Origin of the sequence: Massilia phyllosphaerae, from assembly GCF_034659755.1 — a bacterium.
Taxonomy (GTDB): domain Bacteria; phylum Pseudomonadota; class Gammaproteobacteria; order Burkholderiales; family Burkholderiaceae_D; genus Telluria; species Telluria phyllosphaerae.
On the sequence record NZ_JAXSQX010000001.1, the window covers coordinates 255,952 to 280,022 of the forward strand.

Sequence of the window (24,071 nt, forward strand, 5' to 3'; positions counted from 1 at the left end):
ATATGCACGACCCCGTCATCATGCAAGCCGCGGCCGCGCTCGACGCCGGCCAACTGGTCGCGTTTCCGACCGAAACCGTGTACGGCCTCGGCGCCGATGCCGAGAACCCGGCCGCGGTCGCCTCGATCTACGCGGCCAAGGGCCGGCCCCAGGATCACCCGGTGATCGTGCACGTGGCGCCGGGCGCTTCCCTCGACTACTGGACCACCGGCGTGCCGCCCGAAGCACGCCAGTTGGCCGACGCCTTCTGGCCCGGCCCGCTGACCATGATCCTGAAGCGCGCGCCAAACATCCCGGACGCCGTCTCCGGCGGCCAGGACACGGTCGGCATCCGCTGCCCGTCGCACCCGGTCGCCATCGCGCTGCTGCAAGCATTTAAAAATGGCAAGGGCGGGGTGGCGGCGCCGTCGGCCAACAAATTCGGCCATGTCAGCCCGACCACGGCCCAGCACGTGCGCGACGAGTTCGGCGACGATCCCCGCCTGGCAGCCGTGCTGGACGGCGGCCAGAGCGAAGTCGGCATCGAATCGACGATCGTCGACCTGTCGCGCCTGGCCACCCACGGCCCGGTGCTGCTGCGTCCCGGCCACATCAGCGCCGAGGCCATCGCCGCCGTGATCGACCAGATGCCGGCGCGTCCGGACACGGCGGCACCGCGCGCCTCCGGCACCCTCGAATCGCATTACGCCCCGCACACGCCGGTGGCGATGCAGGACACCGCCACGCTGGCCGATACGCTGGCACGCCTGGCCGGCGCCGGCCGCAAGGTCGCGCTCATTCATTATTCGGCGATGCCGGCGGTACATGCTGCCGTGCACTTGCCGGCCACCCCGGAAGGCTTCGCCCACGCCCTATACGCGGCGCTGCGCGCGATGGACGGGACCGGTGCCGACCTGATCCTGGTCGAAGCACCGCCGCAAGAAGGCGCCTGGCTCGGCGTCAACGACCGCCTGCGCCGCGCGGCGCACGGGTCGAGCGGGATCGTGCACGGGCTGATTAACAACACTCCCGCCTTTTAATCCAGAGCAACACTGTTCAAAAATCGATGCACGGTGCATGCTTGGCGTACTGCTGAGTATCCACCGTGCAATTTTTTTGCGGCGTCAGATATCTCGTCCTTCTTTATCTCGTTAGCTCCTGAACGTCGCCCCTGCGAAGGCAGGGGTCCAAGTTCGTTGGTCCGCCACTAACTTGGGTCCCTGCCTGCGCAGGGACGACGGTAACTCTATGGGCGAGCGTTATCGCTGCTCATCGCTTTCACCGTTTATCCGAAAAATCCATGCGTTCCTTGACTACCCTGGGCCTCACCCTCGGCCTGGGCATCCTGCTTGCCGCCTGCAGCGGCGGCACCACCACCGGCGGCACTCCCACCGGCGTCCCGAATCCCGATCCGCTGCCCGGCGCCACCCGCGGCAGCCTGGTGGCCCAGGCCGCCGCGGTCCCGGTCTCCGCCGCCGGCAATGCGCTGACCACGCTGTCGCCCGGCGTGATGGCCGGTTTCCTCGAATCCGAACAGACCGGCACCTTGGCCGTGGCCGGCCAGCCGCAGTGTTCGGTGTCGATCTACCGGCTGCGCTACAACACCGTCGGCGGCGCCGGCGAGGCGACCGATGCCGGCGCGGCCATCTTCGTGCCGTCCGGCGGCGGCCCATCGTGCAGCAATTCGCGGCCAGTGCTGCTGTATGCGCACGGCACCTCGCTGCAAAAGTCCTACGACATGGCGGACATCGCCAACAATACCGAGGCGCGCCTGGTCGCGGCCGTGTTCGCCGCCCAGGGCTTCATCGTGGTGGCGCCCAACTACAGCGGCTACGGCGGCTCCTCGCTCGGCTATCACCCCTACCTCGACCGGGTGGCGCAGTCGGCCGACATGATCGATGCCCTGCGCGCGGCGCGCGGCAGTTTCAATGCGATCGGCGTGCGCGATTCGGGCAAGCTGCTGGTGAGCGGTTACTCGCAGGGCGGCTACGTGGCGCTGGCGACCCAGCGCGCGATGCAGGAGCAGGGCGGCGGCGAATTCACGCTGACGGCGGCGTCCGGCATGTCCGGCCCGTATGCGCTCAGCCGCTTCGGCGACGAGCTGTTCGGCGGTGCGCCGCGCAACGGCGCCACCGTGATCGTGCCGATGATCATCAACGCCGGCCAGCATGCCAGCGCCGCACTGTACCGCACGCCGGCCGACATCTACGAATCGCAATATGCCGGCACGATTACCGACCTGGTGCCGGGCACGCTCGGTAGCAGCGACCTGGTCAGCCAGGGCAAGCTGCCGGCCAGCGCGCTGTTCGCCGCCGACTCGCTGCCGCAGGCCGCCGGCTACACCGGGTATTTCGGCGCGAACAACCTGATCCGCAGCGACTACCGCGCCGGCTACCTGGCCGACCTCGCCGCCCATCCGTGCGAGAGCGGCAGCGCCACGCCGCTGGCCTGCGCGCCGCAGCACCTGCTGCGCAAATGGCTGGTACGGAACGACCTGCGCAGCTACACGCCGGCGGCGCCGACGTTGTTGTGCGGCGGCCACGGCGACCCAACCGTTCCTTACTTCAACACGACGAGTGCGAGTGCCTACTTCCAGGCCCGCGGCAGCAAGGTTACCGAGCTCGACATCGACGACACGCCAGGCCTGAACGACCCCTTCCGCACGGCGAAAGCCGGCTTCGTCGCAGCCAAGGCCATCCTGCGCGCGGCGTCCGGCAGCAGTTCGGTCGATTCGAGCTACCACGCCGGGCTGGTGGCGCCGTTCTGCATGGCCGCCACCCGCGATTATTTCCAGGCGCAACTCGCGCGATGACACAAAGCAAGATTCGATATCGCAAGCCCAGCCGCGTTGATATAATCGCCGGCGCTGCCGGAGTGATCGCTAACGGCCTGCGGTTTGTTGTTGTATCTCATGTACGACCGGGAAACCATTTTTCTATACAACCGGTCTGAACACTGGCATAGTTATTGAAATACGAATAGCACGGGCGTTCGTTTTAGAGAAAAAATCAACTTAGGAGACAAAATGCGTAAGACCTCATTTGCGCTCGCGCTGCTGACCGCAGCCGCCCTCACCGCCTGTGGCGGCACCGATCCGCGCGCCGGCGACCAGACACCGAAGACCAAGTTCAGCCAGCAGGTCGCGTTCGGCGACAGCCTGTCCGACGTCGGCTCTTATGCTGTCGGCGGTGTCGCGGCACAGGGTGGCGGGCAGTACACCATCAATGGCGATATCAAGTCGGTCAATCCGGAGCTGACTGGCAAGAACTTCACCGCCGTGATCGCTGCCCAGCTCGGCTTGCCGGCGCCGTGCGCCGCCCAGACTGGCCTGCAGGGCACGTCGTCGACCAATCCGGCGCTGAATTTCTCGGTGCCGATCGTGATGAACGCAAATTGCTTCAACTACGCCCAAGGCGGCGCCCGCGTGACCAATCCGATCGGCCCGGGCAACCGCGCGCTCGCGGCGGCTAACGCGTCCGTGGTGCTGGGCGCTACGACCGTGCCTGTCGTGACCCAGATCGCCAATCACCTGGCCAAGGCCGGTGGCAAGTTCAGCGGCACCGAACTGGTCATCGTGACGGCCGGCGGTAACGATGTGCTGGAACAGCTTGGCGAGCTGTCGGCGGGTGCTACCACCGCCGGCGGCACCGCGCTGATTACCAGCCTGGTCACGCAACTGGCCCCGAACACGCCTTCGGCCAATGGCGCAACCGCCATCACGGCTGCGGCACGCGCCGAAGCTGCCAAGAGCACCAGTACCGCACAGACCATCATCACCGCTGCGATCACGGCCGCCGCGCAACTGGGCAATACCACTGCCGTCGCCAATGCGGCCACCATCGGCGCGACCGCCGGCGCTGCCGCCACCGCTGCCGGACTGAAATACTCGTCCGACCACAGCGCGGAAGTGGTCACGGCCCTGGGCACTGCCGGCGCCGAACTGGCTGTCCTGGTCAAGAACCAGATCGTCGCCAAGGGCGCCAACTACGTGGTCGTGAACAACCTGCCGGACGTCTCGATCGCGCCATCGGTGCTGGTACAGTCGGCCGACACCCAGAAGCTGGTCGCCACCATGGTCTCGACCTTCAATGCCCAGCTGAAGGCCGGCCTCGGCGACGACGCCAAGATCCTGTACGTCGACCTGGCCACCGTCAGCCATGACCAGGCCGTCAACCCAGCCCCGTACGGCCTGACCAACACCAAGGATACGGCTTGCGTCGTGAACGACCTCACCAAGAATCCGCTGAGTTCTTCGCTGGTCTGCACCAAGAACAACCTGATCAGTGGCGACGTCAGCCACTACATGTTCGCCGACGGCGTGCACCCGACCCCGTTCGAGTACGCCCTGATCGCGCGCTACATCCTGCTGCAGATGAGCGGCAAGGGCTGGATCTGATTCACGACAGGCCCGTCCGGTGGGCGGGCCGTACTTCATAAGAAACAGGAGATTCCATGAAAATTCGTACCAACGTCGTGAAACTGCTGGTCGCTGCGGGCGCCCTGGCCCTGGCCGGTAGCGCCGCGGCGCAATCGAAGGGCCAGTTTACCGTGTCGCTCGGCGCCAACCAGATCAAGCCGGATGTCACAAGCGGTGCCATCTCGGCACCGGCCTTGCCGAATTCGATCGGCGACGTCGGCAAGGACACCCAGCCGGTCGCCGTCATCACCTACGGCCTGACCGACAACATCTCGATCGAGACCGCCGTCGGTACCCCGTACAAGCACAAGATCTATGGTGCCGGCGCAATTGCTGCAGGCGGCGAGCTGGGTTCGGTCGAGGCACTGCCGGCTGTCGCCCTGCTGCAATACCGCTTCTTCGAGCCGAACGCGCGTTTCCGTCCGTACGTCGGCCTGGGTGTCACCTACGCCATGTTCCAGAAGGAAACCGGTTCCTTCCGCATGACCGCACTGACCAATCCGGGCGGCGGCGTGGCGACCACCTTCAAGATCGACGACAAGTTGACCGTGTCGGGCCAGATCGGCGCCCAGTTCAACGTCAACGAGAAGTGGTTCCTGAACGCGTCGTACATCAAGACCAAGCTGCGTACCGACGTGCATTTCTCGACCAACCAGACCCAGCACATGAAGCTGGATCCGGACTCGTTCATCCTGTCGGTGGGCTACAAGTTCTGAGGTCGCTCTTGCGCCTCTAAGGTAGTCATGAAAAAACCCGCTTCGGCGGGTTTTTTCATGGGCTGAAGAAGACCGCAATCAGAACGCCGCGATCCCCGTCTGCGCCCGGCCCAGGATCAGCGCGTGGATGTCGTGCGTGCCTTCATAGGTATTCACCACTTCCAGGTTGACCATGTGGCGGATGATGCCGAACTCGTCCGAGATGCCGTTCCCGCCCAGCATGTCGCGCGCCAGGCGTGCCACGTCCAGCGCCTTGCCGCAAGAGTTGCGCTTCATGATCGACGTGATTTCCACGGCCGCCGTGCCTTCGTCCTTCATGCGGCCCAGGCGCAGGCAGCCCTGCAGGCCGAGCGTGATTTCGGTCTGCATGTCGGCCAGCTTCTTCTGTACCAGCTGGTTGGCGGCGAGCGGCTTGCCGAACTGCTGGCGGTCGATGACGTACTGGCGCGCGGTGTGCCAGCAGGCTTCCGCGGCGCCGAGCGCGCCCCAGGCGATGCCGTAGCGGGCCGAGTTCAGGCAGGTAAATGGACCCTTGAGGCCACGTACGTCCGGGAAGGCATTTTCCTCGGGGCAGAACACCTCGTCCATGACGATTTCGCCGGTGATGGAAGCGCGCAGGCCGAACTTGCCGTGGATGGCCGGCGCCGACAAGCCCTTGAAACCTTTCTCGAGCACGAAGCCGCGGATCGCGCCCTCGTCGTCCTTGGCCCAGACCACGAACACGTCGGCCACCGGGGAGTTGGTGATCCACATCTTGGAACCGCTCAGCGAATAGCCGCCCTCGACCTTGCGCGCGCGCGTGACCATCGAACCCGGATCGGAACCGTGGTTCGGCTCGGTCAGGCCAAAGCAGCCGATCCATTCGCCGGTGGCCAGTTTCGGCAGGTATTTCTGCTTGGTCGCTTCGTTGCCGAATTCGTAGATCGGCACCATCACCAGCGAGGATTGCACACTCATCATCGAGCGGTAGCCGGAATCGACGCGCTCGACTTCGCGCGCGATCAGGCCGTAGCTGACGTAATCCAGGCCGGGGCCGCCGTACTGCTCGGGGATGGTCGGGCCGAGCAGGCCCAGCTCTCCCATCTCGCGGAAGATCGACGTGTCCATGGCTTCGTGGCGGAAGGCTTCCAGGATGCGCGGCTGCAGCTTGTCCTGGCAGTAGGCCGCGGCGGCGTCGCGCACCATGCGTTCCTCGTCGTTCAGCTGTTGGTTCAGCAGCAGCGGGTCATCCCAGTGGAACTGGGCCTTGCGGGGCGAATCGGAACGGGTCATGACTATCCTGTCTCAGAAGATGCTTGAATGATCGGTGGGCGGTCTGCGCCGCCGCGGTGCCTGGTCATTATAGAAATCTGGACGGGAGGGTGCTTGTCAAACTGCGACAGGCATTTTCGTTTTTCAGCACAGGGGTCAGAGCCCGGTTTTCGGGCTTGGGCTCTGACCCCGATTCTCAGTGTGAACTTAAGTACTGCCGAATTTTCCGCCATGGAAGATCAGCGCCGGCTGCGGCTGCACCGCGCAATCCTCGACTTCGCCGACGAAGATCACGTGGTCGCCTTCCGGGTAGCGGCTGCGGTTGTGGCATTCGAACCAGGCGCTGACACCTTTTAATATCGGCTGGCCGGTGCGCGACAGTTCGAACTCGGCGCTGTCGAAGGGATCGGTGCCGCGGCGGGAAAACAGGCGCGCCAGCTCTTCCTGGCCGGCCGACAGCACGTTGATCACGTAGTGCGAGTTGCCGCTGAAGATGGGCAGGCTGTTGGCCCCATTCGACAGGCTCCACAGCACCAGCGGCGGCTCCAGCGACACCGAATTGAAGGAACTGGCGGTCAGGCCGCGGTAGCTGCCGTCGGCCAGGCGCGTCGTGATCACGGTGACGCCCGTGGCGAACTGGGACAGGGCCTGGCGAAACTGCGCGGAATCGAAGCCGCGCTCGGCGGCGCGGGGGGAGCTGGTGTTCATTTGTGCATTATGCCACCAATAGCACTCTGACACGCTTCTCTCGGGGCCGGCTTCATGGACAGCCTCCACGGGGTTATAGTTTCGATTACAGTGAGACCCTGAAAACCCCATCGTTGTCGAGGAGTTTGTATGAGCCAAGAGTCAGCCCCTGAAGTGGCCATCCTGGGCGGCGGCTGTTTCTGGTGCACCGAAGCGGTGTACCTGGAAGCGCGCGGCGTGACGCGTGTCGAGTCCGGCTACATGGGCGGCGACGTCCCGCATCCCACGTATGAACAGGTGTGCGCCGGCACCACCGGCCATGCGGAAGTGATTCGCCTGGAATTCGATCCGAGCGTGATCAGCTACCGTGACATCCTGCAAATCTTCTTCACGATCCACGACCCGACCACACTGAACCGCCAGGGCAACGACGTCGGGCCCCAGTACCGCTCGGTGATCTTCACGACCTCACCGGAGCAGGAAGCGACGGCGCGCCAGGTGATGGCCGAGATGGCGGCGGTGTGGGACGCGCCGCTCGTGACCCAGCTGTTGCCGCAGCAGCAGTGGTACAAGGCCGAGGACTACCACCAGAATTATTTTGCCCAGCATCCGCTGCAGGGCTATTGCGCGTTCGTGGTGGCGCCGAAGGTGGCGAAGTTCCGGACGATGTTCACGGCGCGGTTGAAATAAGAAGGTAGCCACGTCGTCCCGCCTGTTGGGGGACGACGTTTAACGCTTGCGGGTTTCAGCAACCGCGGTTTATTGGTACATGTAACGCCGCGACCACGGCATCTGCGCCGGATCCTGTCCCGCCTTGCCGCACACGATCTGGTACAAGCTGATCCAGTCGTGCGCAAACGCATACGCGCAGCCGGCCAGGTAGACGTGCCAGATGCGGAAGGTCTTCGGTTCCGCGGTCTGGCGGATGCGTTCGGCGTTGCGCTCGAAATTCTCGGCCCACAGCGCGCAGGTGCGGGCGTAGTGGCGGCGCAGGTTTTCCACGTCGCGCACTTCGAGGCCGCCTTCCTGCATGGTGCGGATCACGGTCGAGAGGTGGGCCAGTTCGCCGTGCGGGAACACGTATTTGTCGATGAAGTCGCCACCGCCGTAGGGACTGGAGCGCTGTTCGATGTCGCTGGTCGTGATGCCGTGGTTCATCACCACACCGCCCGGCGCCAGCAGCTTGTTGACGTGGCCGAAGTAGTCCGCCAGGTGCTGCACGCCGACGTGCTCGAACATGCCGACGCTGGTGATGCGGTCGAACTCGCCACCGACGTCGCGGTAATCCTGCAACCGGATCTCGATGCGGTCCTGCAGCCCCGCCTGCGCCACCCGTTCGCGCGCCAGTTCGAACTGTTTTTCCGACAGCGTGACGCCGACGCAGCGGGCGCCGAACTTCTGCGCCGCGCGGATCACCAGGGCGCCCCAGCCGCAGCCGATGTCGAGCAGGGTATGGCCAGGCTGCACGCCGATCTTGGTGAGGATGTGGTCGATCTTCTTGACCTGGGCCGTGGCCAGGTCCTCGTCGCCGTTTTCGAAGTAGGCGCAGGAATACACCATGGCCGGATCGAGGAACTGGCTGTAGAACTCGTTGGAAACGTCGTAGTGGTAGCGGATCGCTTGCGCATCGTTTTCACGCGTATGCGGCGAAGCAAAAGATGACATCCGGCGCAGCGCGGCGCTGGCCACGCGGTTGGACGCGCGCGCCGGCTTGCCGGTCGATTCGGCCAGTGCGTTGCCGACCTGGATCATGTCGGCCGCACGCCCTTCGATCTCGAGCGCACCCTCGACGTAGGCTTCGCCCAGGCGGTCGAGCGAGGGCGAGAGCAGGTAGCGCAGCCCGCCCGGGCTGGGGACGCGGATCTTTACGCGCGGCGGGTTGTCGGGCGAGAGGTCGATATGGTCCCCATTCCATAACTCCACGCGCAAGGGCAGGTTGAACTTTTCACGGACGCCTCGGGTCCAGGCGGATAACTTGATCTGGTCGAACACGCACATTCCTCCGGCTGCGCCGGCCATGTGCTTGGGTCAGGGCCGGCTTACGGTTGCAATCGTTGCCGCGTCCAGCTGCCATCTTCCTGCCGCGTGTACACGATGCGGTCGTGGAAGCGTGAACGCCGCCCCTGCCAGAACTCGATCCGTTCCGGCACCAATCGAAACCCGCCCCAGTTGGATGGCCGTGGCGGCGCTTCGCCATACTGGCGCGCCGTCTCCTCGTAGTTGTGCTCGAGTGCGGCGCGGCTGGCAATTGGCGCGCTTTGTTCCGACGCAATCGCCGACAACCGGCTCTTCAATGGCCGGCTATTGAAATATTTGTCGCTTTCCTCGGCAGTGGTGTGCTCGACAGTTCCTTCGATCCGTACCTGCCGTTCAAGTTCACTCCAAAAGAATAACAGACATGCAAAAGGTTTGCCGGCCAGCTCCCTGCCTTTCTGGCTGTCGTAGTTCGTGTACCAGGTGAACCCGCGCGCGTCGAACTGCTTGACCAGCACGATGCGCGAACTCGGCCGCCCATCGGCACCGACGGTCGCCACGCTCATCGCGTTCGGCTCGTTCACTTCGGCCTTCAGCGCTTCCTCGAACCAGCGCGTGAATTGCAGGATGGGATCGGCATCCACGCCGTTCTCGTCGAGGCTGGCCTGGCCGTAATCCTTGCGCAGGTCGGCCACGCGCTCGCCGATGGCTTTCGCTGCCGGTTCGCAGGCCGAGGCGGTGGCCGCATTGGCGCCGGCGGATTCACTGCCGCTCGGTTCGATGTTGCGGCGCCGGCGCATGGCCTGGCCCAGCTGCGCCATCTGTTCCGGGCTGAACAGGCGCACGGCCATCGGCGCCATCGTGCTTTCCTCGCGCTCCATGTGGCTCAGGTAGCGCTGGCTGAAGCGCTGCACGGTGCTGGCCGACAGCTGCGTGCCGCTGCCGTCGGCGATCGCGGTGAGTTGTTCGTGCAGGTCCTGCCACATGGCGTCCATGTCCTTGTGGTCCTGCAGGATGGTCGGCGCCAGCGCCTGCAGCGTGGCGGCGTCCTCGCCCTGCGCCACCGCGCGCAGCATCGGGATCAGGTCCTGTTCCTCGTCGTCGTGGTGCAGGTGGGCGGCCTTTTCGAAGTACTTCAGCACCGCCTGCGCGGCTTGGCGTGCCTGTTGGTCGGCGCCACCGGTTTCAGCTTGAGACAGCGGCAGATGCGTGAGCAGTTTTTCCAGGGTCGACAGCTGCTTGCGGATGCGTCCGTGGCAATGCTTGAGGACGGCAACCGGCTGGTCGAAATCGGGAGCGGGGTCGGGATGGAGCTGGGTCATGGTGGCCGTTGCGGACACGAGAATATGTCGCGGAAATTTGATTGACTGAAAGTTATTTTAGAGCAAGGAGCGCGCTCTCGTCCGGTAAAATGGCGGGCTATGACATCCACTACCACTTCCTTCATCGAATCGACTTTCGAAGACGAGGTCGACTTTGGTCGCCGCTTCGGCGGCATTGCCCGTCTGTATGGCGAGCGTGCACTGGAACGCTTCCGTGCGGCGCACGTTTGCGTGGTCGGCGTCGGCGGCGTCGGCTCCTGGATCGTCGAGGCGCTGGCGCGCAGCGCGGTCGGCCGCCTGACCCTGATCGACCTCGACAACGTGGCCGAATCGAACATCAACCGCCAGATCCAGGCGCTGTCGACCACGGTCGGTATGCCCAAGATCGAGGCGCTGAAGCAGCGTATCGCCCTGATCAATCCGTATTGCGAAGTCGAGCTGGTCGAGGATTTCATCGATCCGGACAACATTCCGCAGATGATCGGCAGTACGCGCGCCGATACGTCGCGTTTCGACTACGTGGTCGACGCGATCGACAGCGTCAAGGCCAAGGCCGCGCTGATCGCGTATTGCAGCGAACACGCGATTCCGCTGGTCGTGATCGGCGGCGCCGGCGGCCAGATCGATCCGACCAAGATCGAGGTACGCGACCTGGCCCGTACCGAGCAGGAACCGCTGCTGAAAAAAGTGAAGAAGGTTTTGCGTGCGCGCTACGGTTTCGCCAAGGGCGAAAAGAACAAGTACCACATCGACGCCGTGTTCTCGATGGAACCGCTGCGCTACCCGGAAGCGGGCGATGCCTGTGCGATCGATCCGAACAGCATCACCGGCCTGAACTGCGCCGGCTTCGGTTCGAGCATGGTCGTGACCGCGACCTTCGGCATGGTGGCGGCCGGCCACATGCTGCGCAAGATGGCTGAAGAGGCGAACGCGGCCGCGCCGACGCCTGTCGCCGCGCCGGCACCGGCGCCTGCCGTTGTCGAGACGGGCGATGCTGGGCAACTCGAAGAGGCCTTGTTATCATAGGATCGGTTTTTCACTGATCCATGAAAGAGGCACCATGATCCGCCGTATCACGCATCGTATCGCTTTCCTGAGCCTGTTCCTGGCGGCCGCGGCCGCCAGCGCCCAGGACTCGACCGCATCCGCCGCCGGCCAGGCGGCTGCCGCCACCCCGGGCAGCACCCAGCAGACCACCGACACGCCGGCCGAGCAGGGCCCGCAAATCCAGAGCACCGACGTCAAGGTCGGTACCGGCAAGGAACTCGTGGCCGGCAACACCGCGGTGGTCAACTACACCGGCTGGTTCTACCGTCCGCTGGCCGCCAAGCAGCGCGGCCGCAAGTTCGACTCCTCGCTCAATCCGGGCCGTACCCCGCTGGAATTCCAGGTCGGCGCGCGCCAGGTCATCAAGGGCTGGGACCAGGGCGTGGTCGGCATGAAGGTCGGTGGCAAGCGCACCCTGATCATCCCGAGCGACCTGGCCTACGGCAAGCGTGGCGCGCCGGGCGGCTCGATTCCGCCGGATACCGACCTGATCTTCGACGTGGAACTGCTCGACGTCAAATAAGTCTAATCATTACTGGTGGGGAGGTAGGTGTATGCGCATTGCAAATGACGTCACTGAATTGATCGGCAATACCCCGCTGGTAAGGATTCGGCGCCTCGGCCGGGGGGCCGGCGCTGATGCAGTTGCCGATATATTGGCCAAGCTCGAGTTCTACAATCCGGCGCACAGCGTCAAGGACCGGATCGGCTGGGCCATGATCGAGGCGGCCGAGCAGGCCGGCAAGATCGGCCCGGACACCATCATCGTCGAACCGACCAGCGGCAATACCGGCATCGCCCTGGCCATGGTGTGCGCGGCGCGCGGCTACCGCTGTCGCCTCGTCATGCCGGAAACCATGAGCAAGGAGCGGCGCATGCTGCTGCGTGCCTATGGTGCCGAACTGGTGCTGACGCCCGGTCCCGAAGGCATGCTGGGCGCGATCCGCCGCGCCGAGGAAATCGTGGCGGCCGATCCCGACTGCTTCATGCCGCAGCAGTTCAACAATCCCGCTAACCCCGAGGTGCACCGCCGCACCACCGCCGAGGAAATCTGGCGCGACACCGACGGCAAGGTCGATATCCTGGTGGCCGGCGTCGGCACCGGCGGCACCATCACCGGCGTGGCCGACGTGATCAAGGCGCGCAAGCCCGGCTTCCGCGTCGTTGCGGTCGAGCCGGAAGCGTCGCCGATGCTGTCCAAGGGTACCAAGGGCCCGCACCCGATCCAGGGTATCGGCGCCGGTTTCGTACCGCAGGTCCTGAACACCCACGCCTACGACGAAGTCATCGCGGTGAGCAACGACGCCGCCTTCGAGACCGCGCGCGCGGCGGCACGCGAGGAGGGGCTGCTGGTCGGCATCTCGTCCGGCGCGGCGCTGTGGGCGGCCGTCGAGGTGGCCAAACGGCCGGAAAATGCGGGCAAGGTGATCGTCACGATCATTCCGTCGTTCGGGGAGCGCTACCTGAGTACCGCCTTGTTTGCCCACCTGGCAGGCTAACACGCGACGTTTGCGTTAGGGTAGGGTGGACGGCTGTGCCGTCCACGCGTTCAACAGGCATCGAACAGCCTCGTTACGATAGTCATACGTTGCCTGAACGCGTGGACGGGAAACCCGTCCACCCTACCCGTAACGCGGCATTTACCGTATTAATTAGTGGGCGTGAGCATGATCGTGATCATGGTCATGGTCATGATCGTCATGCGTCCCGCGCAGCGCACACCCTGCATGCCTGGTCGTCCCCTGCTCGATCTGCAGCGTGCAGTGATGGATCGAAAAGTCCTCGCGCAGATGCGCGACGATGCCGTCGATCGTCGCGTCGCCCGGATACCCGCCCGGCATCACCAGGTGCGCCGTCAGCGCCGTCTCGGTGGTGCTCATCGCCCAGATGTGGACGTCGTGCACCTCGGTCACGCCCGGTTGCGCCGCCAGGAAGGCGTTGACCTTGCCGGCATCGACGTTGGCCGGCACGCCCGCCAGCGCCAACTGCACCGATTCCTTCATCAGCGACCAGGTGCCGGCCACGATGATGACCACGATCACCAGGCTGACCGCCGGGTCGAGCCAGGCCCAGCCGGTGTACATCACCACCAGGCCCGCCACCACCACGCCCAGCGACAGCGCGGCATCGGCCGCCATGTGCAGGTAGGCGCCGCGCACGTTGATGTCGTCCTTGCTGCCGGACATGAACAGCCAGGCCGAAAAGCCGTTGACCAGCACGCCGATGCCGGCCACGATCGACACCGTGGTGCCGGCCACCGGTTCGGGGTGGGCGAAGCGCAGCACGGCTTCCCAGGCGATCGCGCCGCAGGCCACCATCAGCAGCAGGGCGTTGAGCAGGGCCGCCAAAATCGAGCTGCCGCGCAGGCCGTAGGTGAAGCGGTGCGTCGGCGCGCTCTTGGTCAGCAGCGCGGCGCCCCAGGCCAGCACCAGTCCGAGCACGTCGGACAGGTTGTGGCCGGCGTCGGCCATCAGGGCGGTCGAGTTGGCGATGAAGCCGTAGAAGAATTCGATCGCGACGAAGGCGGCGTTCAGGCCGATCGCCAGCACGAAGGCGCGGCCGGCGTCGGCCGGGGGCGTGTGGTTGTGGTGGTGGCCAAGACTAAGGCCATGCGCGTGGCCATGATCGTGGTGATGGCTGTGATTGTGGTGTTGGCTCATGCGTCGGGTCCTGTGGGTTCTGCGATGTGTTCGAACATGTTGGCGAGCAGGCCGCTAATGTGGGCATCGGCGGCCGCATAAAAGACCTGCTTGCCCTGGCGCTCGGCCTTGACGATGCGGGCGGCGCGCAACAGGCGCAAATGGTGGCTGACCAGCGAGCTGGACAGGTTCAGAGTGCCGGCGATGTCGCCCACGGCGGTCGGCTGCGCCAGGCAGGCGAGCACGATACGCAGGCGGGTCGGGTCGCCCAGCAGGTGGAACAGGTCGGCGAGTTCGTCGACCGCGTTGTCGGTGTCGTGTGGAAGGCTCATGCTTAACGTTTGAAGAAGTGTTCACATGTTAAGCGTGACGGGCGGCATCGTGCAAGCCTTATCTGGCAGCCTTACTGGAATGTAATGCGGGACGCGCGTCAGTGGACCGGATTCGCCTTGCAGGCATCGCTGTTCGAAACGACGCCGTGGGCAAAGCGCTTGCACTGGTAGACCCGGCGATCGTCCTGGAACCTGCCGGTGAACACCTCGAAAAGGGCGCTGTCGTCGTCCAGCCGCGTAATCGACGAGGGCGCCGCCTGCAGATCGACCAACTGCCGCATGGCGGGGAGTCGATTGGCATCCCGGCTGATCTCCAAGACGGCACCCCGGTTGATGCCCATGTGGGAGAGGCCGGTAAATACGAACACGCGTTGTTCGAGCCTGAGGATGCCCCGGATATTATGGTCGGACATTTGGGTGATGCCGCCGCCCTGGTCCAGGAAGATCAGCCCGCCGCCCCATTCGCCGCCGTCGAATCCCAGCAGCATGCCGTCGAATGCCGGTAACACGTGCTGGAGTTTCACTTTCGGGTTGTAGCCAAGGGTGATATGAACGTCAGGCGATGCTCGTGTGCCGGCCGAGGCGCACACGCAGAAAGCCAGTACGGAAAACAGGCACGACACCAGCGCCATGGGTCGCATGGGTATCCTCATCAAGGCAGCTGCCCATCCGCATTGCGCAATTCGGGTTCGCCCAGGCCCAGCGGCTGCAGCTGCGGCAGGATCTTGTTCCGGTCACCCACCCCGATCACTTTCATCTGGTCGAGACGCAGGTATTTATCGGCCACCGCCTGCACCTGCGCCGCCGTCACCCCACGGAACTGGTCGGGCAGGCTGCGCCAGTAGTCGGCCGGCAGGTCGAACACATAGGTTTCGGCCAGGCTGGCGCCGATGCCGCTGTTGGTTTCGAACTGGCCCGGCAGCGAATACACCTGCGCGTCGCGCGCACCGGCCAGTTCGGCGGCCGGCAGCGGCTGTTCGCGCACGCCGCGCACTTCCTTGAAGATTTCCGCTACCGAGGCGCCGGTGACGTCGGTGCGCACGCTGCCGGCGATCGTGAGCGGGCCCGGGGTGCGGCTGTAGCGCAAGCCCGAGAACACGCCGTAGCTGTAGCCCTTGTCTTCGCGCAGGTTGAGGTTGATGCGGCTCGAAAACAGGCCACCCAGCGCCGCGTTCATGACCTGCAGGGCCGGATAGTCCGGCGTTTTGCGGCTGGCGGCAAGCAGGGTGACGCGCAGCGCGGTCTGCGGCGCGCCCGGCTTGTCGACGATGACCAGGCGCACCTTGCTGCCGCCAGGCTGGCCGGTATCGGGCGGCGTGGCGGCGGCGCGCGGCCAGGCGCCGAAGCGGGCGGACGCCAGGGCCTGCAGCTCCTCGCGCGTGACCGCGCCCGAGACGATCAGCGCCGCGTTGGAGGGCACGTAATGGCGGCGCCAGAAGCCGGCCAGGTCGTCGCGGGTGGTGGCGCGGATCGCCGCTTCGGTGCCGAGCTGGCCGTAGCCGTAGGGGTGGCGCGGGCCGTACAGCGCGCCCGCTGCCGCCACCGCCGCCACCCGCGCCGGGTCGTCGCGCTGGCGCGTCAGTTCGCCCAGGCGCGCCGCGCGCTGGCGTTCCACTTCGGCGGTCGGAAAGGCCGGGTGCTGGACCACGTCGGCCATCACGTCGAGGGCCGCACCAAACGTCGAGCGCAGCGACAGCAGCGACACCGTCGATGCGTCCGCCGTGCTGTCGCTGCCGAGGAAGGCGCCCAGCTGCGCGATCTCGTCGGCGATGCGCGGCGCGCTGCGGGTCGCGGTGCCTTCCTGCAGCAGCTGGGCGGTAAAGCCGGCCAGGCCCGGGTGGCCGTCCGGATTGGCGTCCGAGCCGCTCTTGACCACCAGCTCGGCCGCGACCAGCGGCAGTGCCGGGTTGTAGTGGTGGATGACGGTCAAGCCGTTGGCCAGCTTGAACGATTCGCTGCCCGGCAGCGTGAAGGCGGGCGCCGGGCCGGCCTTGGGCGGCGTGCGGCGCCAGGCTTCGTCCTTGTTGATGCCGGCGACGGCTTTCGCCTTCGCGGCTTTTGCGGCGGGCTTGGGCGTCGGGACGTCGGGCCCGAAGTCCGGCGTACCCGGCACGCCCGTCACCACCACGCGCGCATTCGGCTGCAGCCAGGCCTGGGCCACGCGCCGCACGTCGGCCGCGCTGACGCGGCGCAGGCGTGCCAGGTCGCGCGTCAGGTAGCCGGGGTCGCCGGTGTACTGGTTGTACTGGTTCAGCTGGTTGGCGAGGCCGGCGCCGCCCAGTTTTTCGATCGAGGTCAGCATCGCCGTCTCGATGGTGTTGCGGGCGCGCTCGACTTCGGCGTCGGACGGCCCGACATCGCGCAGCGCCTTCAGTTCGGCATCGATCGCGCCTTCCAGCTGGGCGCCGTCGATGCCGGGGCGCGCGGTGGCGTCGATCAGGAAGGTCGAGGTGAGCGCATACGAATTCTGCGAAGCCGCCACGTCCTGCGCGATCTGGCGTTCGTAGACCAGGCTTTTATACAGGCGTCCCGCCTTGCCGCCGGCCAGGATCTGGCCGGCGACCGCCAGCTCGGCGTCGCCCGGCTGGTAGGCCGGCGGCGTCAGCCAGGCCATGTACACGCGCGGCAGTTCGATGCGGTCGGCCACCGTGACGCGGCGTTCGCGCGTGATCGGCGGCGTGGTCACCTTGGGTGCCACTACCGGCGCGCTGCGCTTGAAGCTGCCGAAGTATTTGGCCACCAGCGCATGCGCCCTGGCCTTGTCGATGTCGCCGGCAATCACGATGCCGGCGTTGTTGGGGCCATAGTAGCGCTTGAAGAAATCGCGCACATCCTTCAGTTTCGCGCTCTGGATGTCCGCGTGCGAGCCGATCACCGAGGCGTAGTACGGGTGGGTCTGCGGGAACAGCGCATGGTTCATCGCTTCCTCGACGATACCGTAGGGGCGGTTCTCGACGCTCTGGCGGCGCTCGTTGCGCACCACGTCCTGCTGGTTCGACAGCGCGCTCTGGTCCAGCACGTCGAGCAGGTAGCCCATGCGGTCGGCATGCACCCACAGCGCCAGCTCGAGCTGGTTCGAGGGCACGGTGTCGAAGTAATTGGTGCGGTCGTAGTCGGTGCTGCCGTTGCTGTCGGTGGCGCCGGCGCCTTCCAGCAGGCGGTCGGCCTCGGCGCGCGGGATGTGGCGGGTGGCGGCGAACATCATGTGCTCGAACAGGTGGGCGAAGCCGGTCAGGCCGGGTGCCTCGTTGGCCGGGCCGACGTGGTACCAGATGTTGACGGCGACGACGGGCAGGCGGTGGTCCTCGACCAGGATCACTTCGAGACCGTTGGGCAGCACGGTCTTGTCGAAGGCGATGCGCGGCAGGGTGGCATCGGTGGGCGTGGGCGCTGCCTGGGGCGCCTGCGCTGCCGCCGGCAGGGCGGCCAGGGCCAGCAGGAGTGGGATGAGGCAAGGCAGGCGCGGTTTCATGGCGGCTCCGGTCGGTGGCAACTCATTGACAAATCAGTGACACGCTCAGTGACAGGATGCGCTGCCGCGGTCCGGCGGCGGCACGCCGAGCGTGGTGACCCGGGCCGATTCGACGAATTCCCAGTCGTAGCCGTCAGGCCGCAGGCGCAGGCGCAGCACGCCGGTGCGGCTGGCGTCGCGCACCTCGCTGTTCTTGACGGTCAGCAGGAAAGGCGTCGGGTAGGCGCCGCCGGTGCCGACCACGAACTGGCGCATGCCGCGCGCATCCTTGCGGCCCTGCGCGTCCTGCGGCGCGAAGCGTTCGTAATCGTGGTCGTGGCCGGACAGCACCAGCTCGGCGCCGGCCTGCTGCAGCAGCTCCCAGGCGTCGCGCATGACCGGGACGTTGCCGTGGCCGCCGGAGCTGTACAGCGGATGGTGCCAGAAGGCCAGCGTGCAGCGCGCCGGGTGCGCGGCCAGGTCGGCGCGCAGCCAGGCCAGCTGGGCCGCGTGCTCGGGCGCCTGCTTGACCGGATCGAGGTTGCTGTCGAGCGAAATCAGGTGCCAGCCGCCGAGGTCGAGGCTGTAGTAGCCGCGTCCCGCACGCGCGCCGAAATAGGCGAAGTAGGGCGCCGCCTTGGGCGTGTAGTACTCGTGGTTGCCGGGCGCCGGCCAGGTGCGGTCCTTGAAGCGGCCCCAGGTCGGCGCGTAGCAGTCGCGGAATTCCTTGGCGGCGCCGACCGGGTAGGTATGGTCGCCCAGCGTCAGCACCACCGATTGCGGATCGGCGGCCAGCCCGGCGGCGACGGTGGCGGCGGTGTCGGCCGCGGCCGAGTACTTCGGGTCGGGGTAGGCGCAGCGGGCGATGTCGCCGACCGCATAGATTGTTAGCGCAGCAGCCGCAGCCGATAAAACCGGCATCCCTTACTCGATGAACTTGAGCAGCCCCGCCAGCGCGTGCGCCACGGTCTGTTCGCGCACCGCCTGGCGGTCGCCCTGGAACACCAGGCGTTCGGTATGGGTGGTGTCGCCCTTCGACCAGCCGAAGCAGACCGTGCCGACCGGCTTGCCGGGCACCGCGCCGGTGGGGCCGGCGATGCCGGTGGTCGAGACGGCGATGTCGGCATTGCTGTTGGCGACCGCGCCCTGGGCCATGGCGCCGGCGACTTCCTCGCTGACCGAGCCGACCTGCGCGATCAGGGCGCCGGGCACGTCCAGCATCTCGCTCTTGGAGGCATTCGAATAGGTCACGAAGCCGCGTTCGAACCAGCCGGTCGAGCCGGGGATCTCGGTGATCGCCTGGGCCACGCCGCCGCCGGTGCAGGACTCGGCGGTTGCCAGCAGGAGGCCCTTGGCTTCGAGGGCGCGGCCGACGCGTGCGGCCAGGTCAAGAATATCGTTCGTCACGTCATTTCTCCATCGCTGCATTCGTGGTTCATTCTAGCGCGCTTGGCCGGCGCACGGCGCTAAAATATTAACCGCAAGCCATGCCTTGCCCGATCTGCATGGCATGCCGTGCGACATTATCGCGGGCCGGGCTGCTATCCTGCTCGTCGGCCGGCCTCGTCCGCGCTACCATTGTTCCACATTCACCACTCATTGGTTCCGCATTGACATCCCCCATGCTCCGGCGCCGCTCGATCCGCGAAAAGCTGGTCACGATCGTGATGTCGACCACGCTTGCCGCACTGGTGGTGTCGGTCGGCACCGTGGTGGCCTACGACCTGCGCAGCTACCAGCGTGCGCTGCAGAACGACATGGCGACCCAGGCCGAGCTGGTCGGTCACATGACCTCGGCCGCGCTGGCCTTCGACGACCCGCGCCTGGCCCGCGAAAACCTGGCGCTGCTGCGCACCCGGCCTTCGCTGCGCGCCGCCGCGCTGTACGACGAGCAGGGCAGCCTGTTCGCCTGGTACGTGGCGCCGGGCGAGCGTGCCGTGTTCCCGCCGGCGCCGCGCAAGGAAGGCCGCGGCAAGGAGGGCGGCGACCTGGTGCTGTACACGCCGATCCGGGAACACGGTGAAGTCCTCGGCACCGTCTACCTGCGTTCCGAAAACCTGCTGGTCGAGCGCATGCGCGACTATCTGTTGATCGCGGCCCTGGTCACCCTGCTGGCGCTGCTGACCGCGTGGCTGCTGGTGCGCCGCCTCGGCCACACCATCACCACCCCGATCGACGCCATCACCAGCATCGCGCGCGAGGTGGTGGCGACGCGCGACTATTCGCGGCGCGCGCCGCGCATCAGCGAGGACGAGGCGGCCGACTTGGTCGATTCCTTCAATGCGATGCTGGCCGAGATCGAGCTGCGTACCCGCGCGCTGGAAAGTTCGAACCGCGAAATCGCGCGCGAAGCCCAGGAACGCGCCCGCGCGCGCCAGGAAGTGATGCGCCTGAACGAGGAGCTCGAGGGGCGCGTGCACGAGCGCACCATGCAGCTGGAATTGGCCAATTCCGAACTCGAGCTGGCGATCGAGGAAGCGCGCGCCGCCAACCAGGCCAAGTCGGCGTTTTTGTCGGCGATGAGCCATGAATTGCGCACGCCGCTGAACGCCATCCTCGGCTTTGCCCAGATCCTGTCCTCGAACGCGATGCCGACCACGCCGGAGCAGAAGCTGGAGTTCTCGAACCATATCCTGAAGTCCGGGCGCCATCTGCTCACCCTGATCAACGAGATTCTCGACCTGGCCAAGGTCGAGGCGGGCGCGCTGACGCTGTCGATGGAAGCGGTCGGGCTGGGCGAGATGCTGGCCGAATGCCGCACCATGATCGAGCCGCTGGCATCGAAGCGCGGCATCCGCGTGCTGTTCCCGGACGGCTGCCTCGACGTCCAGCTGCGCGCCGACCGTACCCGCCTCAAGCAGGTACTATTGAACCTGTTGTCCAACGCAGTCAAGTACAATCGGGACGGCGGGGCGGTGGTGCTCGACTGTCTCGAGGCCGGGCCGCAGCGCCTGCGCCTGTCGGTGCGCGATACCGGCATGGGCCTGGAGCCGGGCCAGGTGGCTGCGCTGTTCCAGCCCTTCAACCGGCTGGGCCAGGAAGGCGGTACCCAGGAAGGCACCGGCATCGGCCTGGTCGTCACGCGCCGCCTGGTCGAGCTGATGGGCGGCGAGATCGGCGTCACCAGCAGCCCGGGCGTGGGCAGCGTGTTCTGGATCGAGCTGGGCCTGCAGCCGGCGGCCGCGCCGGCGCCGGCGCAGCCCGAGGAAGGCTTGCAGCGGGGCGCGGAGGCCGGGGCCGCGGTGCCGCAGGCGGACGGCGCGCCCCACCTGCTGCTGTATATCGAGGATAATCCGGCCAACCTGAAGCTGGTGCAGGAGATCGTGCGCTTCCGCCCCGACCTGCGCCTGCTGTCGGCGCCGGACGGCCATGTCGGCCTGTCGCTGGCGCGCAGCCAGCCTCCGGAGGTGATCCTGATGGACCTGAACCTGCCCGGCATGAGCGGTTTCGAGGTGCTGGCACAGCTGCGGCGCGACCCGGCCACGCGCGCCATTCCGGCGATCGCGCTGACCGCCAACGCCATGCCGCACGACGTCGAGCGCGGCCTGGCCGCCGGGTTTGACCGTTATCTGACCAAACCGATCGAGATCGGCAAATTCAACGAGGCCATCGACGGCGTGCTGGCCCAGCGCCGCGCCCGCATCGATGTGACGAGGACCGTTTCATGATTTCGCAATCCGACATACGCCGCGCGCGCATCCTGATCGTCGACGATGAGCCGGTCAACGTGCAACTGCTCGAATTCCTGCTCAAGACCACCGGCTACGAGCAGGTGTCGAGCACCACCGACCCGCGCCAGGTGGCGACCCTGCACCTGCAGCACGGCTACGACCTGATCATCCTCGACCTGCAGATGCCGCACATGGACGGCTTCCAGGTGATGGAAGCGCTGAAGCCGATGGAGCTCGAGTCGTGGCTGCCGGTGCTGGTGGTGACGGCCGAACCCGACAAGAAGCTGGCGGCACTGGAAGCCGGCGCGCGCGACTTCATCGGCAAGCCCTTCGACACGGTCGAGGTCATGACGCGCATCCGCAACCTGCTTGAAGTGCGCCTGCTGCACCGCGAATCGCGCGAGCACGGCGCGCGGCTGGAACGCAAGGTACGCGAACGCACCGGCGAGCTGCAGCGTTTCCGCGGCGCGATGGACGCCACCGCCGACGCCATCTTCCTGGTCGATGCCCACCACATGTCGATGATCGACGTCAGCGACGGCGCCTGCCGCATGCTCGGCTTTTCGCGCGAGGCGCTGCTGCGCATCGAACCGGTGGCGCTGGGCCTGGCCGAACGGGCCCAGCTGGAGCGCTATGCCGACCCGGCCTCGGCGCCGCGCGAGCACGACATCGTCGAGACCGAATTGCTGCGCTCGGACGGGCAGGGCGCGGTGCCGGTCGAGATCAGCTGGAAGCTGCAGCAGCTGGACGGCATGCGCATGCTGATCGCGGTGGCACGCGACATCAGCGAGCGCATCCACGCCGCCCAGCGCCTGAAGCACATGTCGAACTACGACAGCCTGACCGGCCTGCCCAACCGCACGCTGTTCTTCCAGACCCTGCGCGACGCGATCGAGCTGGCGCAGGACAAGAGCTGGCGCATCGCGGTGCTGTTCATCACGCTCGACCGCTTCAAGATCATCAACGATTCATTGGGGCCGGCGCTGGGCGACGAATTGCTGCGCCAGTTCAGCACCCGCCTGGTGCGCAGCATCCGCCTGCGCGACAGCGTCGGCCGCCTCGGCGGCGACGAGTTTGCCCTCATCCTCACCATGACGCGCGAGCAGAACGGCGAAGAAGCGGTGGCGGTGGCCAACGACGTGCGCGAGGTGCTGCGCACGCCCTTCGACCTGCACGGCAAGCAGGCCCTGCTCACCGCCAGCATCGGCATCGCGATGTACCCGGACGACGCCGTCGATCCGGGCACCCTGCTGAAGTATGCCGACGTCGCCATGGTGCGCGCCAAGGAAGCGGGCCGCGACGGCTTCCGCTTCTTTACGTCCGGCATGAACGTGCAGGTGCTGGCGCGGCTCGATCTCGAACTGGCTCTGCGCGGCGCGCTGGACGGCGCGCAGTTCGAGCTGCATTACCAGCCCAAGCTCGACCTCAACACCGGCCGCATCAGCGGGGTCGAGGCGCTGCTGCGCTGGCGCCGTCCCGGCTTCGGCCTTGTCTACCCGGCCGAATTCGTGCCGGTCATGGAAGACACCGGCATGGTGGTGCGGGTCGGCGCCTGGATCATCGACGAGGCCTGCCGCCAGATCGCGGCCTGGAATGCGCAGGGCGTGCGCGACGTGCGGGTGGCGGTCAACGTCTCTAGCCGCCAGTTCGTCGAGGGCGACCTGGAAGGCGACATCCGCGACGCCCTGGCGCGCCACGACGTCGATCCGGGCTTCCTCGAACTGGAGCTGACCGAAAGCGCGCTGATGAGCAACGCCGAGCATACGATCCAGGTGCTGGGCAGCCTGAAGGCGCTGGGCATCCGTATCGCGATCGATGATTTCGGCACCGGCTACTCGAGCCTGGCCTACCTGAAGCGCTTCCCGATCGACAAGCTGAAGATCGACATCGCCTTCGTGCGCGACATCACGACCAACCCGGACGATGCAGCGATCGCGCTGGCCATCATCAGCATGGCGCACAGCCTGCACATGCAGGTGATCGCGGAAGGGGTGGAGTCGCGCGCCCAGATGGCGCTGCTGCGGCGCCACCGCTGCGACGAGATCCAGGGTTTCCACTTTGCGCGCGCGCTGCCGCCTGCCGAGCTGGCGCAACTGGTGCTGGACAACCGCGCCCAGCCGAGCCGTCCGGCGGCGGACGACCGCAACATGCAGACGCTGCTGGTGGTGGACGACGACGTCAACGTGCTGCAGTCGCTGCACCGCTTGTTCCGGCGCGATAACTACCGGGTGCTGACGGCGGCTTCTCCGGCCGAGGCATTCGACCTGCTGGCGATGCATCCGGTGCAGGTGATCCTGTGCGACCAGCGCATGCCGGTGATGAACGGCACCGAGTTCCTGAGCAAGGTGAAGGAGATGTACCCGGACACGATCCGCATCATCCTGTCGGGGGACACCGGCGTCGAGACCGTGCTCGACTCGATCAACCGCGGCGCGATCTACCGCTTTTATACCAAGCCGTGGCACGATGCCGAGCTGCGCGACAATGTGCGGCTGGCGTTCCGCGAATACTGGCTGACGCACGGTCCGTACGACGACCGCAAGACGCCGCGCGACAACGAGGCGGCGTAGGGTGGACGCGGACGG

At 66.3% G+C, this 24,071-nt stretch carries 20 protein-coding genes; 10 read left to right on the forward strand and 10 right to left on the reverse strand.

The window, feature by feature from the left end; genetic code table 11:
* The first annotated feature begins 2 nt into the window (after positions 1-2).
* The 4 genes from U1H99_RS01115 to U1H99_RS01130 all read left to right on the forward strand — a co-directional run bounded on the left by U1H99_RS01115 (position 3) and on the right by U1H99_RS01130 (position 5,112).
* Positions 3-1,019 (forward strand): L-threonylcarbamoyladenylate synthase, encoded by a 1,017-nt coding sequence (locus U1H99_RS01115; RefSeq protein WP_323139943.1) that lies wholly within the window; start codon positions 3-5, stop codon positions 1,017-1,019.
* A 260-nt stretch (positions 1,020-1,279) separates the two neighbouring features.
* Positions 1,280-2,791 (forward strand): alpha/beta hydrolase family protein, encoded by a 1,512-nt coding sequence (locus U1H99_RS01120; RefSeq protein ID WP_323139944.1) that lies wholly within the window; start codon positions 1,280-1,282, stop codon positions 2,789-2,791.
* 213 nt (positions 2,792-3,004) lie between these two features.
* Complete coding sequence (locus U1H99_RS01125) at positions 3,005-4,375, forward strand: SGNH/GDSL hydrolase family protein (protein ID WP_323139945.1); 1,371 nt, start codon at positions 3,005-3,007, stop codon at positions 4,373-4,375.
* Positions 4,376-4,431: 56 nt separating this feature from the next.
* Positions 4,432-5,112: an OmpW/AlkL family protein gene (locus tag U1H99_RS01130; protein WP_323139946.1), complete on the forward strand. Its 681-nt coding sequence runs from the start codon at positions 4,432-4,434 to the stop codon at positions 5,110-5,112.
* Positions 5,113-5,190: 78 nt separating this feature from the next.
* On the opposite strand, the gene U1H99_RS01135 is transcribed toward U1H99_RS01130, so the two are convergent.
* Entirely contained in the window at positions 5,191-6,384 is a 1,194-nt protein-coding gene (locus U1H99_RS01135; protein WP_323139947.1) for an acyl-CoA dehydrogenase, read from the reverse strand.
* A 186-nt stretch (positions 6,385-6,570) separates the two neighbouring features.
* A complete protein-coding gene (locus U1H99_RS01140; RefSeq protein ID WP_323139948.1) occupies positions 6,571-7,071 on the reverse strand; it encodes a flavin reductase family protein in 501 nt (166 codons plus the stop codon).
* A gap of 129 nt (positions 7,072-7,200) precedes the next feature.
* Here U1H99_RS01140 and msrA point away from each other — a divergent pair, with 129 nt between their 5' ends.
* Entirely contained in the window at positions 7,201-7,740 is a 540-nt protein-coding gene (msrA, locus tag U1H99_RS01145; protein ID WP_323139949.1) for a peptide-methionine (S)-S-oxide reductase MsrA, read from the forward strand.
* Between the two features lie 69 nt (positions 7,741-7,809).
* Here the strand turns inward: msrA and U1H99_RS01150 are convergent, their stop codons facing one another.
* The gene (locus tag U1H99_RS01150; protein WP_375341573.1) at positions 7,810-9,042 is read right to left on the reverse strand and encodes a class I SAM-dependent methyltransferase; all 1,233 of its coding nucleotides are present in this window, start codon (positions 9,040-9,042) and stop codon (positions 7,810-7,812) included.
* Positions 9,043-9,089: 47 nt separating this feature from the next.
* The gene (pdxH, locus tag U1H99_RS01155; protein ID WP_323139950.1) at positions 9,090-10,346 is read right to left on the reverse strand and encodes a pyridoxamine 5'-phosphate oxidase; all 1,257 of its coding nucleotides are present in this window, start codon (positions 10,344-10,346) and stop codon (positions 9,090-9,092) included.
* A 99-nt stretch (positions 10,347-10,445) separates the two neighbouring features.
* On the opposite strand from pdxH, the gene tcdA reads away from it, so the two are divergent.
* From tcdA to cysK, 3 genes are read left to right on the forward strand one after another with little or no spacing between them, the layout of a single operon-like run.
* Complete coding sequence (gene tcdA / locus U1H99_RS01160; RefSeq protein ID WP_323139951.1) at positions 10,446-11,372, forward strand: tRNA cyclic N6-threonylcarbamoyladenosine(37) synthase TcdA; 927 nt, start codon at positions 10,446-10,448, stop codon at positions 11,370-11,372.
* A 34-nt stretch (positions 11,373-11,406) separates the two neighbouring features.
* Positions 11,407-11,916 (forward strand): FKBP-type peptidyl-prolyl cis-trans isomerase, encoded by a 510-nt coding sequence (locus U1H99_RS01165; RefSeq protein ID WP_323139952.1) that lies wholly within the window; start codon positions 11,407-11,409, stop codon positions 11,914-11,916.
* Between the two features lie 31 nt (positions 11,917-11,947).
* Complete coding sequence (gene cysK, locus U1H99_RS01170) at positions 11,948-12,892, forward strand: cysteine synthase A (RefSeq protein ID WP_323139953.1); 945 nt, start codon at positions 11,948-11,950, stop codon at positions 12,890-12,892.
* 153 nt (positions 12,893-13,045) lie between these two features.
* Here cysK and U1H99_RS01175 read toward each other — a convergent pair whose 3' ends face one another.
* The 6 genes from U1H99_RS01175 to U1H99_RS01200 form a co-directional block, all read right to left on the reverse strand.
* Positions 13,046-14,053, reverse strand: coding sequence for a cation diffusion facilitator family transporter (locus tag U1H99_RS01175; RefSeq protein ID WP_323139954.1), 1,008 nt, complete (start codon positions 14,051-14,053; stop codon positions 13,046-13,048).
* Positions 14,050-14,364, reverse strand: a complete 315-nt coding sequence (locus tag U1H99_RS01180; RefSeq protein WP_323139955.1) for an ArsR/SmtB family transcription factor — start codon at positions 14,362-14,364, stop codon at positions 14,050-14,052. The genes U1H99_RS01175 and U1H99_RS01180 overlap by 4 nt, the downstream gene beginning before the upstream one ends.
* Positions 14,365-14,462: 98 nt before the next feature.
* A complete protein-coding gene (locus tag U1H99_RS01185) occupies positions 14,463-14,996 on the reverse strand; it encodes a hypothetical protein (RefSeq protein WP_323139956.1) in 534 nt (177 codons plus the stop codon).
* Positions 14,997-15,016: 20 nt separating this feature from the next.
* Positions 15,017-17,836, reverse strand: a complete 2,820-nt coding sequence (locus U1H99_RS01190; RefSeq protein WP_323139957.1) for a M16 family metallopeptidase — start codon at positions 17,834-17,836, stop codon at positions 15,017-15,019.
* 45 nt (positions 17,837-17,881) lie between these two features.
* Positions 17,882-18,736 carry a metallophosphoesterase family protein gene (locus U1H99_RS01195; protein ID WP_323139958.1) on the reverse strand — a complete coding sequence of 285 codons (855 nt, stop codon included), beginning with the start codon at positions 18,734-18,736 and terminating at the stop codon, positions 17,882-17,884.
* Between the two features lie 3 nt (positions 18,737-18,739).
* Positions 18,740-19,222, reverse strand: a complete 483-nt coding sequence (locus U1H99_RS01200) for a CinA family protein (protein ID WP_255517423.1) — start codon at positions 19,220-19,222, stop codon at positions 18,740-18,742.
* A 215-nt stretch (positions 19,223-19,437) separates the two neighbouring features.
* Between U1H99_RS01200 and U1H99_RS01205 the strand changes: the two genes are divergently transcribed.
* Entirely contained in the window at positions 19,438-21,483 is a 2,046-nt protein-coding gene (locus tag U1H99_RS01205) for a sensor histidine kinase, YfiR-like protein-associated (protein ID WP_323139959.1), read from the forward strand.
* Positions 21,480-24,056 (forward strand): EAL domain-containing protein, encoded by a 2,577-nt coding sequence (locus tag U1H99_RS01210; protein WP_323139960.1) that lies wholly within the window; start codon positions 21,480-21,482, stop codon positions 24,054-24,056. The genes U1H99_RS01205 and U1H99_RS01210 overlap by 4 nt, the downstream gene beginning before the upstream one ends.
* The last annotated feature ends 15 nt before the right edge of the window (positions 24,057-24,071 follow it).